General features: G+C 32.0%; 12 protein-coding genes, 1 other RNA gene and 1 pseudogene. 7 read left to right on the top strand and 7 right to left on the bottom strand.

The window, feature by feature from the left end:
• Positions 1-46 precede the first annotated feature (46 nt).
• Together B2U95_RS04210 and B2U95_RS04205 are read right to left on the bottom strand one after the other, a co-directional pair.
• A complete protein-coding gene (locus tag B2U95_RS04210; protein WP_296313169.1) occupies positions 47-436 on the bottom strand; it encodes an acyl-CoA thioesterase in 390 nt (129 codons plus the stop codon).
• A gap of 44 nt (positions 437-480) precedes the next feature.
• Positions 481-1,500, bottom strand: a complete 1,020-nt coding sequence (locus tag B2U95_RS04205; RefSeq protein ID WP_296313168.1) for a glutaminyl-peptide cyclotransferase — start codon at positions 1,498-1,500, stop codon at positions 481-483.
• 99 nt (positions 1,501-1,599) lie between these two features.
• On the opposite strand from B2U95_RS04205, the gene ffs reads away from it, so the two are divergent.
• The 4 genes from ffs (at position 1,600) to fsa (ending at position 3,872) form a co-directional block, all read left to right on the top strand.
• An RNA gene (ffs, locus tag B2U95_RS04200) (signal recognition particle sRNA small type) lies at positions 1,600-1,698 on the top strand.
• 144 nt (positions 1,699-1,842) lie between these two features.
• Positions 1,843-2,646, top strand: a complete 804-nt coding sequence (locus tag B2U95_RS04195; protein ID WP_296313165.1) for an SDR family oxidoreductase — start codon at positions 1,843-1,845, stop codon at positions 2,644-2,646.
• A gap of 46 nt (positions 2,647-2,692) precedes the next feature.
• Complete coding sequence (locus B2U95_RS04190) at positions 2,693-3,100, top strand: hypothetical protein (protein ID WP_296313163.1); 408 nt, start codon at positions 2,693-2,695, stop codon at positions 3,098-3,100.
• A gap of 118 nt (positions 3,101-3,218) precedes the next feature.
• On the top strand, positions 3,219-3,872 hold the full coding sequence (fsa, locus tag B2U95_RS04185; protein ID WP_296313161.1) for a fructose-6-phosphate aldolase: 654 nt from the start codon (positions 3,219-3,221) through the stop codon (positions 3,870-3,872).
• Positions 3,873-3,902: 30 nt separating this feature from the next.
• Here the strand turns inward: fsa and B2U95_RS04180 are convergent, their stop codons facing one another.
• On the bottom strand, positions 3,903-5,354 hold the full coding sequence (locus B2U95_RS04180; protein WP_296313160.1) for a TlpA family protein disulfide reductase: 1,452 nt from the start codon (positions 5,352-5,354) through the stop codon (positions 3,903-3,905).
• A gap of 177 nt (positions 5,355-5,531) precedes the next feature.
• Between B2U95_RS04180 and B2U95_RS04175 the strand changes: the two genes are divergently transcribed.
• Complete coding sequence (locus tag B2U95_RS04175) at positions 5,532-7,157, top strand: ABC-F family ATP-binding cassette domain-containing protein (protein WP_296313158.1); 1,626 nt, start codon at positions 5,532-5,534, stop codon at positions 7,155-7,157.
• A 215-nt stretch (positions 7,158-7,372) separates the two neighbouring features.
• On the opposite strand, the gene B2U95_RS04170 is transcribed toward B2U95_RS04175, so the two are convergent.
• Complete coding sequence (locus B2U95_RS04170; protein WP_296313156.1) at positions 7,373-7,609, bottom strand: putative signal transducing protein; 237 nt, start codon at positions 7,607-7,609, stop codon at positions 7,373-7,375.
• 253 nt (positions 7,610-7,862) lie between these two features.
• On the opposite strand from B2U95_RS04170, the gene B2U95_RS04165 reads away from it, so the two are divergent.
• Both B2U95_RS04165 and katG read left to right on the top strand, forming a co-directional pair.
• A complete protein-coding gene (locus tag B2U95_RS04165) occupies positions 7,863-8,636 on the top strand; it encodes a prohibitin family protein (protein ID WP_296313154.1) in 774 nt (257 codons plus the stop codon).
• Positions 8,637-8,921: 285 nt separating this feature from the next.
• Entirely contained in the window at positions 8,922-11,129 is a 2,208-nt protein-coding gene (gene katG / locus B2U95_RS04160; protein WP_296313153.1) for a catalase/peroxidase HPI, read from the top strand.
• A gap of 77 nt (positions 11,130-11,206) precedes the next feature.
• On the opposite strand, the gene B2U95_RS04155 is transcribed toward katG, so the two are convergent.
• The 3 genes and pseudogenes from B2U95_RS04155 to B2U95_RS04145 all read right to left on the bottom strand — a co-directional run.
• Positions 11,207-11,464, bottom strand: a complete 258-nt coding sequence (locus tag B2U95_RS04155) for a DUF6952 family protein (protein ID WP_296313151.1) — start codon at positions 11,462-11,464, stop codon at positions 11,207-11,209.
• A gap of 38 nt (positions 11,465-11,502) precedes the next feature.
• Positions 11,503-11,811: a thioredoxin family protein gene (locus B2U95_RS04150; protein WP_296313241.1), complete on the bottom strand. Its 309-nt coding sequence runs from the start codon at positions 11,809-11,811 to the stop codon at positions 11,503-11,505.
• 98 nt (positions 11,812-11,909) lie between these two features.
• Positions 11,910-12,113, bottom strand: a pseudogene (locus tag B2U95_RS04145) (peroxiredoxin); the annotation flags it as partial.

The raw sequence follows: 12,113 nt of genomic DNA, 5'->3' as shown, positions 1-12,113 counted from the left end.
AACTTTAACCTTATAGACCCTTTCTACTTTGAAATAGTATGAATTGTTACTTAAAGAGTTCTGCAATCTCATTTGTTATTCTACTAGGTCGTTGCGTTTGGGAATCTATTAAGCACCATTTTGCTTTAGAACTAACGATGAGTTGCTCTGTTTTGGCATTTGTAATTTCTACGTGTCTAATAGTACTCACTCCTTCAACTTTTGGAACAAATGTTTTTATAAGCAGTTTATCACCCAGTAATGCCTGACTTTTATATTCAATAAAATGATTTACCAAAAACCAAGAATAAGTATTTAAAATCTCTTTTGAAACATAGGTTAGCCAATGCTCTTTGGCAATATCTTGAACCCATTGTACATAACGCACATTATTAACGTGGTTAAGATCATCTAAGTCTTTTTTTGAAACGGTAATCGTTTTTTTGAATATTTGCATTAAATAAATGGAATGTTTAGATAGACATCTTAATTACACTTCGCCTATTGTTTCTTTATCGTAACTTCAAATAGTTTATCCCAATTTTTACCAGTTACAAAAATTGTTTGACGTTCTGGGTGATAAGCAATGCCGTTTAAAACATCGAGTTCATCGTGCTGTGTAACTAGTTTTTTAAGTGGTTCAAAATCTATAACACCTTCAACACCACCATTTTTTGGATTAATAATTACAACTCCGTTTCGTTGGTAGATATTCGCAAATATTTTGCCGTTAATCCATTCTAGCTCGTTAAGGCTTGGTATTTTTCCTTTTTCAGTGTAAACTTCTATATAACTTTCTTCAGTAAGGTTTTCTGGATTTAATAACCAGATTTTTTCTGTACCATCCGATTTGTAAAGCTTTTTCCTATCGTTACAAAACCCCCAACCCTCTTTACTTTTGCCGTATTTGAAGCTGCTTAATTTTTCAAAAGTATCTACATTATAAACAAAACCTGTTTTAGATTGCCAAGTAAGGTGGTAGATTTTATCATTAAGTATAGTAAGCCCTTCACCAAAGTACCTGTCTTCTAAATTTAGGTTTTTAAGAACTTCACCAGTCTCAAAATTTATGCGTCTTAATTTAGATTCTGTTTTTTGACCTGTGCTTTCATAAAGTTCACCGTTATAGAATTCTAAACCTTGGGTGTAAGAGGACATATCATGAGGATAGGTATTCACGACTTCATAAGTATATTTAGAAGGAATAACATTATTATAAACAGTAATTAGTTTAGAAATTGTTTCCGTTTTATCATCGTAACTTATAATTGCTGTGATTTCTTTAGCACCAAGTCGCACATTGTTAACTGCAGAGTTGTTTTTAAAAAGGTTATTGTCAAATTTATAGGTTACATTAATAATCTCAAGTTTATTGGGATTATTAATAGATAGACTTAATGTATCACCAAGCGTTATTGATTTTACATTCGTTTTTATTGAGAATCCTGTTTTTTTATGGTCGTCACAGTTAGTTAATAATAGGCATAAACAAGTGAAAATTATATATTTAGATAAGTGCATAATGATATTTCAATTTTACGGCAAGTTATTAAATAAAATTCAGTTTAAAAATGATTGTTAAATGATTGTAAAAGTATGAAAAGATTGTATCTTTGCAGCTGGCAAGTCCTACACAACTAGCTCCTGTTGAATCCTCCAGGGCGGGAACGCAGCAAAGGTAAATGGTCGTAGCAGTGTGATGTAGGTAGCTTGCCTTTTTTTTTGTAAAAAACTCAAATCTTGAAAGCCTTGGCGAATCGAGATTTTTTTGGTTTTATACATTTCAAAGAAGCGTGATATTTCATTACAAGTTCTACTAATTTTGGAATTTGTATTTTTCGATATTATAATTTATTAAGCATTATGTCTAAAGTCGTTTTAATAACAGGTGGATCTTCAGGAATTGGAAAATCAGTCGGTGAGTATCTTCAAACCAAAGGTTTTAAAGTCTATGGTACAAGTCGAAACCCAAATAATTATCCAAATAGTAAATTTCCTATCGTTGCGCTCGATGTAACAAAGATTAATACTATTTCTCTTTGTATTACTGAAGTTTTAAAGTTTGAATCTAGAATAGATGTACTTATAAATAACGCAGGATCAGGTATTACAGGACCTATAGAGGAAATTCCTGACGCAGAAATTAAACGCAATTTTGAAACCAATCTTTTTGGCCCGATTAACGTAATTAAAGCTGTATTACCCACCATGCGTGCTCAAAATTCTGGATTGATTATTAATGTAACCTCCATAGCTGGTTATATGGGTTTACCATTTAGAGGTATTTATAGTGCTAGCAAAGGCGCGTTAGAATTAGTTACAGAAGCTTTTAGAATGGAATTGAAAGATTTTAATATAAACATGTGTAATGTTGCTCCTGGTGATTTTGCAACTAATATTGCCGCAGGTCGTTACCATGCTCCAGTTAAGAAAGATTCACCTTATAAAGTAAAATATGGAAGTTCATTAAAAATGATGAATGAACATGTAGATGAAGGTAGTGATCCCAAACAAATGGCTGAAGCAATTTACACTATTATTAAAACTGAGAACCCCAAGACTCACTACAAAGTAGGTGCATTTATGCAAAAACTCTCTATTGTTTTAAAACGCATTCTTCCAGATAAGGTTTATGAGAAATTGCTGATGAATCATTATAAGCTATAGAGAGTATGGTACATTATTTGATGTATTAAATTTGAAATTAGCGCTTATGAAAACTTATAGATTTTTACTCGTTCCCATTTGTTTTACTTTATTTTTTAGTTGTAATGATTTTTTAGGTTGCATTTTTCCTAGAGAACCAGAATTGGATAATAGACAATTCCCTATTGGCTCAACAGAAAGCTATTATTATGTAGACCTAAATGCTCAGATAATTAATGAACCAAGAGATGAAGATTACGACTATTATTTTGAAGTCGAAGACTTACCTTTGGGCCTAGATTATTTTGTTAATTTTAGAACTATAAGTATTGAAGGCACACCAGAAGTTAAAGGTACTTTTGACATCACTATCTTTGTTACTGTAGATGGCCCCTTTAGACTTTTTACAGATGAAGAGCCAGAAATTTTATGTAAATATAGTACAAGCAAAACTTACACGGTTATACTAGAGTAGTACAATACCACCTTTTAGTAAGTTGTTAATATATTTTAATTAATATATTAAAATAGACCTCTTGTTTAGTTGTAAATTTGCACTAACTAAATAACACAACAATTCAAACTTATATTAGATGAAATTTTTTATTGATACAGCAAATCTAGAACAGATTAAAGAAGCTCAGGACATGGGTATTTTAGACGGTGTAACTACAAACCCGTCTTTAATGGCAAAGGAAGGTATTACAGGTACTGATAATATTATGAAGCATTATGTCGATATCTGCACTATTGTAGATGGAGATGTTTCTGCTGAAGTTATAGCAACAGATTTTGATGGTATGGTTAGAGAAGGTGAGGCCTTAGCTGAATTACACGATCAGATTGTAGTTAAATTACCAATGATTAAAGATGGTATTAAAGCTTGTAAATATTTTTCTGATAGAGGAATAAAAACCAATGTTACTTTAGTGTTTTCGGCAGGACAAGCCTTATTAGCAGCTAAAGCTGGTGCAACTTATGTATCTCCTTTTATTGGTCGTTTAGATGATATTTCTACAGATGGTTTAAATCTTATTGCAGAAATTCGTCATATATACGACAACTATGCTTTTGAAACAGAAATTTTAGCAGCTTCAGTACGTCACACAATGCATGTTATAGATTGTGCAAAACTTGGTGCAGATGTAATGACTGGTCCATTAAGTTCTATAACAGGATTATTAAAACATCCATTAACAGATATAGGGTTAGAAAAATTCTTAGCTGATTATAAAAAAGGAAACTAGGACAGTTTTAAATATAGATTAAAAAGCATCTTATTGAATAAGGTGCTTTTTTAGTAAAAGATTTTCAAGTGTTTCTTCAAATTCAGAGCTAAATATGTTAGCGTTTGGGTGCAGTATATTGCCAAGTTCATCAACTACAATACACTTGTTTAGATAATTAACAGCTAAGATTTTTCTAGCTGTATGCGTATCTTTAAATTTAAACTCATTAATAGTAGGGAAGTCGTATTGGTCTATTATATTTTTCCAGTATTTATCATCATTGTCATTAACATTAATAGATAAAAAATCCATTTGTGGGAACTTGCTTTTTAATTCATTTACCTTAAAATGACTATTTCTATACTGCATTTTTGAGTTAGATGACCAGAAAAATATAATTGTAGGTTTAGTAATTATAGAAGTTAAAAGATGTTCACTATCGTTGTAATTAACTACTGCTAATTTAGGTATGGGATTACCAAGTCGTAAGGATTTTAATGATGATACTAAATCAACCATATATTGCTTATCAATACTGTTAGTACTCTTTTCTAAATAATAGTCTAGTAATTCTTTTGCTTCTTCTTGTGTATGATTATAACTTATATAATCTCTTACTTTATATTTTAACAGGTTATTTTTTATGGTCTCGTCGCTAATTATAGAATCTATTAAATCTAATTTAGTTTTATTATAAGTCATAGCATGCCTGTCAAATTTACTATGAAATGGATTGTTTTTATAATATGACTCTATAGCTAGGTTATCTATATGAGAAAATAAAAAACGATTATATGCAAAAAAGTTACTCAAATGATTAGCGTTGTAATCTACTTCACTTCGATAAGAATAGAAATCTTCTGGTAAATCTTTAGTGTGAATAAGTTTGTTGTTTCCAAAATATGCAAAAGGATAAATTTCTTTATCTGCGTAGGTGTTATAGTTAATATTATCTTCTACTATAGATTTGAAAAATTCAGATTCATCGTTGTCTTTTAGAAAATTATTAAATTCATCTAGCTCATGCAAACGTCGTTCTTCTAAAAATTCATGGAATGTTTCAGGCACCATTTTAGAATACTTCACCAATTTCTTAGCTTCTTTTTCGTTGGATAAGTACGTTTTAATGAGATAATTGTTTTTCTTGGCTCCATGACCTGTAAAAACTAGTGATTCATCAAAATCATAAGTATTTAGCCTAAGCATAATACTGTCATTTGGCTCTAAAAGTATCATTTGGTATTCTCCACCATGCGTAATGGAATATAAACCAGATTGTAAATTAGTGATTTTGTAAATAAATCTATTATTGGCATCTAGGGTAATAGAATCTACGACTTTACCTTTGGTATTATAAAGTATAATATTTTTATTTTTCGGATTAATTATTTCTCCACCTATATAGGCATAATCAACATCTGTATTATTGTTAGGATTACAACCCACAGCAATAATAGACATTCCAAAACAAACAGATAAAAATCTTATTAGATTCAGCACACTTTTAAAGGTTAGATGAACAAAAATATGTGTTGCATGCTTTAACTGTTGTTAATGCCGCGTTAAATCTTGTTATACTGCGCATTAATTTCGTCTAATCGCATTAATTTTCTACTTTTGCACTCTTAAAAATTCATCTTAATCTTCAATAAGGTTAAGATATATAAATTACTAAGCATGTTATCAGTTTCTAATCTTTCAGTTCAATTCGGAAAACGCGTTCTTTTTGATGAAGTAAATACCACATTTAATAATGGTAATTGCTACGGAATTATAGGTGCCAACGGTGCAGGTAAGTCTACGTTATTAAATATTATCGCAGGGAAAATTGATGCAACCTCTGGTCATGTTCATTTAGAGCCTGGTAAGCGTATGTCTGTTTTAGAACAGAATCATAATAAGCACAACGAAGACACTGTTTTAGAGACGATTTTGAAGGGTAATAAACCGCTATTTAAATTAAAATCTCAAATCGATGCGCTTTATGCAGATTATACAGACGCTAATGCTGAAAAAATAGGTGAACTACAAGTTCAGTTTGAAGAAATGAATGGTTGGAATGCAGATAGCGATGCTGCTGCAATGCTATCTAATTTAGGCATTAAGGAAGATTATCATTATACCTTAATGAAAGATTTAGATGGTAAGCAAAAAGTACGTGTATTATTAGCTCAGGCATTATTTGGAAATCCAGATTTGTTAATCATGGATGAGCCAACCAATGATTTAGATTATGAAACTATATCTTGGTTAGAAAACTTTTTAGCTAATTACGACAACTGTGTCATCGTGGTATCTCACGATAGACACTTTTTAGATGCTGTTTGCACACATATTTCTGATATTGATTTCGGCAAAATAAATCATTTTTCTGGTAATTATACATTCTGGTATGAATCTTCTCAATTAGCAGCAAGACAGCATGCACAACAGAATAAAAAGGCTGAAGACAAAAAGAAAGAATTAGAAGAATTTATTCGTCGTTTCTCTGCTAACGTAGCTAAGTCTAAACAAGCTACGAGTAGAAAGAAAATGATTGAGAAATTAAATATTGGTGACATAAGACGCTCTAGTCGTCGTTATCCTGCAATTATTTTTGAACGCGATCGTGAAGCTGGTGACCAAATACTAAATATTAATGGTTTAACAGCTAGTTTAGATACTGAAGTTTTATTTAAAGGCATTGATATCAATTTAAACAAAGGCGAAAAAGTAGTTGTTTATTCTAAGGATTCTAGAGCAACAACAGCTTTTTATGAAATCATAAACGGTAAAGCTAAAGCTGATTCTGGCAATTTTGCTTGGGGAGTTACAACGACACAATCGTATTTGCCATTAGATAATAGCGAGTATTTTAATAATAAACTATCGCTTGTAGATTGGTTACGTCAGTGGGCAACCACAGAAGAAGAACGTGAAGAAGTTCATATTAGAGGTTTCTTAGGAAAGATGATTTTTAGTGGTGAAGAAGCTTTAAAAACGTCTGATGTTTTATCTGGTGGAGAAAAAGTGCGTTGTATGTTAAGCCGTATGATGATGATTAGAGCCAACGTTCTAATGTTAGACGAACCAACAAATCACTTAGATTTAGAAAGTATTACAGCGTTTAATAATTCGCTTAAAAACTTTAAGGGTACAGTAATGTTTACGACTCACGATCATGAGTTTGCACAAACTTTAGGAAACCGTATTATTGAGTTAACACCAAACGGAGTTATAGATCGTCACATGTCTTTTGATGAGTACATGAGTGATAAGAAGATAAAAGAAATGAGAGAGAAGATGTATGCTGTAACTGCCTAGGTTTTCTTTTTTCGTTTAAACTATAAATGTTGGTGTTTTTAACGCCAGCATTTTTTTGTTTAATCTTATTTGTTTTTAGGTAATACCTAATATTGTCAGTTATACAGAACTTATTTTAATATATAAAAGTAAGATTGTATAACTAATGTTTTTTATAAGGTATTTAAGGATAGACTTAACCTCAAACAGTAGTTTTTCTAAACTATCTAAACTATCTAAGCCTCCATCTCTCCCTTAACACGTTCAACAATAATCATAGCTTTATCCAACTCATCAATATGTACATATAGATCTTGGAAACCATTACCAATTGAACCTTGTCCACCTAAGCGTTGCGATTCACCTTCGTCCTTAATAATTGGAATAATCCCTACATTTTCTAACTCATTTTTAACGCGATTTACTAAAATAAAATTGCCGTAATAAACTTTTGTGTATTCTGTAGTGCTCATAATTCTATGTTTTAATGATACTATAAGTTACAAAAAATATAGATACGTTATACCAATATAATTATTCAAGACAACATTTGTTTTCTCAACAAACCATGTTAAAGTTTTCTAAAAGCATAAAATATTTTTAGCGATTTAATTTATTGATATACAGGTTTTTATATTCACTTACCTCCTTAAATTTATGATATCTATAAAAATTCTAAATGCAAATATTATTGCAGTATGAATTAACTTTGTAAAAAATATTGCTATGAAAATGAAAATATCACTTTTACTATTAGTTTTTTTAACAACGAGTTGTGCAGTTATAAGACCAGGAGAAGCAGGCGTTAGACAAAAATTAGGGAAATTAGAGGCAAAAGTTACAACCCAAGGCACCGTGTTTTTTAATCCTTTTACAACAAGAGTCATTAAAGAATCTATCCAAACTAACAATTTAAAATTAGCGCTTAGAATACCGAGTAAAGAAGGTTTAAGTGTGGATTCTGAGATTTCAATTCTTTACAGATTAGAGGTAGAAATGGTTCCAACGGTGTTAAAAAATATAGGCTCTAACTATCAAGACGTTATGTCGGCTGTATTCCGTTCTGCAAGTTCTGATGTTTGTTCACAGTTTTTTGCAAAAGATATGCATTCAGGAAAAAGAGCTGATATAGAAGAAGCGATTAAAACTAAAATGGAAGGAACACTTACTCCACAAGGAATTATTATAGAAGCTGTTTTAATGAAAAGTATTCAATTGCCATTAGGTTTATCTAGATCTATTGAGCAAAAGTTACAAGCGGAGCAAGATGCTATGCGAATGGAATTTACTTTACAACAAGAACGATTAGAGGCGCAACGTAAAATTATTGAAGCAGAAGGTATAAGAGATGCTCAAAAAATTCTTGCAGAAGGTCTTACACCTGCTATTATTAAAATAAAAAGTATTGAAGCATTCTTACAATTAGCAAAATCTGCAAATAGTAAAGTCATAATTACAGATGGAAAGACTCCTTATTTAATAAGTTCAGATGAAAAATAATTAGATTAATATTATAGGTTGTTAGTTTTTTATATTTAATAAATCCGTTAAACTTGTTTTTAACGGATTTATTGGTTTTAAAAAAAAGTTTGTTTTCAATTTTCACTTGTAAAAACTTATAACTGTTATGTTTTACAAACAGTATTAATATTAAATTTGGCTATAGAAGTAACTAATGCTATTAATTTTAGCTATTAAAAGATTAGTTAAAAAAATATGGCTTTTGTAATTAAAGTCTAATATTTCATAACTTTAATCAAAATTGAACTTAATTAAATATCAAATATGGATAATAAAGGTAATTACAACATTAATAGTAGCGATGCTGCTAGCTGCCCATTCTTAAGTGGAACACAAAAAAAATCAGCTGGTGGCGGAACAAGTAATCGCGATTGGTGGCCAAATGAATTAAAGCTTAATATTTTACGCCAAAATGCTACAAAAAATAACCCAATGGGTGAAAACTTTAATTATGCAGAAGCATTTAAGAGTGTAAATTTTGCAGCACTAAAGAAAGATGTTATTGATTTAATGACAGATTCTCAAGATTGGTGGCCAGCAGACTATGGACACTACGGTGGGTTTATGATTCGTATGGCTTGGCACAGTGCAGGAACTTACAGAGTAGGTGATGGTCGTGGTGGAGCAGCTTCGGGTACGCATCGTTTTGCACCTTTAAATAGTTGGCCAGATAATGGTAATTTAGATAAGGCACGTTTATTATTATGGCCAATAAAAAAGAAATATGGAAACAAAATTTCTTGGGCAGATTTAATGATTCTTGCAGGTAATTGCGCTTTAGAATCTATGGGATTCCCAACGTTTGGTTTTGCAGGTGGTCGTGAAGATGTTTGGGAACCAGAACAAGATATTTATTGGGGAAGTGAAACAGGTTGGTTGGATAATGATGAGCGTTACGATACAAGTGATGGTGATTTAGAAGGTCACTTAGGTGCAGTACACATGGGATTAATCTATGTAAACCCAGAAGGCCCAAACGGAGTACCAGACCCTTTAAAATCTGCACATGATATTAAGATTACATTTGGCCGTATGGCTATGAATGATGAAGAGACGGTTGCTTTAGTAGCTGGTGGACATACATTCGGAAAAGCACACGGTGCCGCAGATCCAGAAAAATATGTTGGAGTAGAGCCTCATGGAGCTTCAATTGAAGAAATGAGTACAGGTTGGAAAAACACATTTCAATCGGGTGTTTTAGACGATACAATTACGAGTGGTATAGAAGGCGCTTGGACACCAAATCCAATACAATGGGATGCAGATTATTTTGATGTACTACTAAATTACGATTGGGAATTAACAAAAAGTCCTGCAGGAGCACATCAATGGACACCAACTGAAGCTTCTAATGCTCGAAGAGCACCCAAAGCTGGTGGTAATGGAACACAAGCTTTAATGATGACGACAGCAGATATGGCTTTAAAAATGGATCCAGTTTACAAAGAAATATCTGAGCGTTTTTATAAAGACCACAAAGCATTCGAAGATGCTTTCGCTAGAGCTTGGTACAAGTTAACCCATAGAGATATGGGACCAATTTCTCGTTATTTAGGTCCTGAAGTACCAACTGAAGAATTAATCTGGCAAGATCCAGTTCCTGCAGTAAATTATACCTTGAGTGATTCTGATATTGAGTCTTTAAAGAAAATGATTTTAGCTTCTGGTTTATCAGTTTCGCAGTTAGTAACTACAGCTTGGGCTTCGGCTTCAACGTATAGAGGCTCAGATAAGCGCGGAGGAGCAAATGGTGGACGTTTACGTTTAGAGCCACAACGCAGTTGGGAAGTTAATAATTCAGAAGAATTGAATAGCGTACTGAATGTCTTAGAAGGTGTTCAAAATGAATTCAAAGGAACAGTGTCTATGGCAGATTTAATAGTCTTAGCTGGTACAGCTGGTGTTGAAGAGGCTGCTAGAAATGCTGGTCATTCTGTGAATGTTTCTTTCACTCAAGGTAGAGGAGATGCTTCACAAGAACAAACGGATTTAGAATCGTTTGGTTATTTAGAGCCATTAGCAGATGGCTTTAGAAATTACATGAGTTCTAAATTAGATGTAGCTGCTGAAGATTTACTAGTAGATCGTGCAAACTTAATGACGCTTTCAATTCCAGAAATGACTGCTTTGCTTGGTGGATTAAGAGTCCTAGGTGCAAATTACGATGGTTCTAAACATGGTGTATTTACAAATAAAGTTGGAAGTTTAACTAATGATTTCTTTACTAACGTACTCGATCTTTCTTTAACATGGAAAGCAGCAACATCTGATGATAAAGAGTTTATTGGTCGTGATCGTAAGACTAATGCAATGAAATTCTCAGGAACTCGTGCAGATTTAATTTTTGGATCTAATACAGAATTAAGAGCTGTAGCTGAAGTTTACGGAGCTAATGATGGTGAAACGCGTTTTGTTAATGATTTTGTAGCCGCATGGACTAAGGTAATGAACTTAGATCGTTTTGATTTATAGTAATAAATAGTGATTAATAGCAAATAAAAAGGTGACTCAGAAATGAGCCACCTTTTTTCTCTCTACTAATTCTCCTATTATTTATCAATAGAACCTAGTACGCGAGACATAAATGTGTTTAAGGCTTCCTTTTTAGCGGTTCCACCTTTAACCATTTTCTGGACTTCAAGTGCGCCATACATATTCGAAATTAGCTCACCAATTACATCTAATTCTTCATCTTTAAGAGATGGAACTTCCGTTAGGTTTTCTAAAGTTTCAATTGTTTCTAAAATATAGTCTTCATCGTTGTCTTCAATGAACTGCGTTAAATGTTTAATTACAGGTAATTTCATAATCCTATCTTTAATCTTCCCAAAGGGAAAAATTTTTATTACAATGCGCCTTCGACGAGTTCTTTAAGAACGTCGAATTTGTTAGTTTGAACTTGGCCTTTAAATTCACCTTTTTTAAACGTCGCAAATGTAGGAAGGTTATCTACAGTAGCTAATTTTCTGCTTTCAGGAAATTTTTCAGCATCAGCCATAATAAAAACAACATCTTCATTTTCTGTTGCTAATTTTTTAAACTTAGGTTTCATTATTCGGCAATTACCACACCAAGTCGCTGTATATTGTACAATAACAGTATCGTTTTCTGTAATTATGTCTTCTAAGTTATCTTTATCTAATTCTTGAATCATATTCTTATTAATATTCAAAATTTTTAAATTCCAAATTTAAAAACTCTTATTTAAGTTACTTTGGAATATGGATTTTTTTAATTTACCCTAAGGTCTTTTTAATTTAATTGAGATGCTAAATATTTAGCAGTTCCTTTAGCATTTGGTTGCATTGCTTCTTTGCCATCTTCCCAGTTTGCAGGACAAACTTCTCCTTTTTCTTGTACATGTGTTAACGCATCAACTAATCTTAAGTACTCATTAACATTTCTACCTAATGGCATGTTGTTTATACTTTCATGTTGTACTGTACCTTCTTCATC

Origin of the sequence: Winogradskyella sp. UBA3174 (genome assembly GCF_002364335.1) — a bacterium.
GTDB lineage: Bacteria > Bacteroidota > Bacteroidia > Flavobacteriales > Flavobacteriaceae > Winogradskyella.
This window is presented reverse-complemented; position numbering and strand designations above follow the sequence as displayed.

Coding starts and splice junctions, on each gene's coding strand:
- B2U95_RS04205 (WP_296313168.1), bottom strand. CDS start 1,500: ATGCACTTATCTAAATATATAATTTTCACTTGTTTATGCCTATTATTA.
- B2U95_RS04170 (WP_296313156.1), bottom strand. CDS start 7,609: ATGAGCACTACAGAATACACAAAAGTTTATTACGGCAATTTTATTTTA.
- B2U95_RS04195 (WP_296313165.1), top strand. CDS start 1,843: ATGTCTAAAGTCGTTTTAATAACAGGTGGATCTTCAGGAATTGGAAAA.
- B2U95_RS04175 (WP_296313158.1), top strand. CDS start 5,532: ATGTTATCAGTTTCTAATCTTTCAGTTCAATTCGGAAAACGCGTTCTT.
- B2U95_RS04155 (WP_296313151.1), bottom strand. CDS start 11,464: ATGAAATTACCTGTAATTAAACATTTAACGCAGTTCATTGAAGACAAC.
- B2U95_RS04165 (WP_296313154.1), top strand. CDS start 7,863: ATGAAAATGAAAATATCACTTTTACTATTAGTTTTTTTAACAACGAGT.
- B2U95_RS04190 (WP_296313163.1), top strand. CDS start 2,693: ATGAAAACTTATAGATTTTTACTCGTTCCCATTTGTTTTACTTTATTT.
- B2U95_RS04210 (WP_296313169.1), bottom strand. CDS start 436: ATGCAAATATTCAAAAAAACGATTACCGTTTCAAAAAAAGACTTAGAT.
- B2U95_RS04150 (WP_296313241.1), bottom strand. CDS start 11,811: ATGATTCAAGAATTAGATAAAGATAACTTAGAAGACATAATTACAGAA.
- katG (WP_296313153.1), top strand. CDS start 8,922: ATGGATAATAAAGGTAATTACAACATTAATAGTAGCGATGCTGCTAGC.
- fsa (WP_296313161.1), top strand. CDS start 3,219: ATGAAATTTTTTATTGATACAGCAAATCTAGAACAGATTAAAGAAGCT.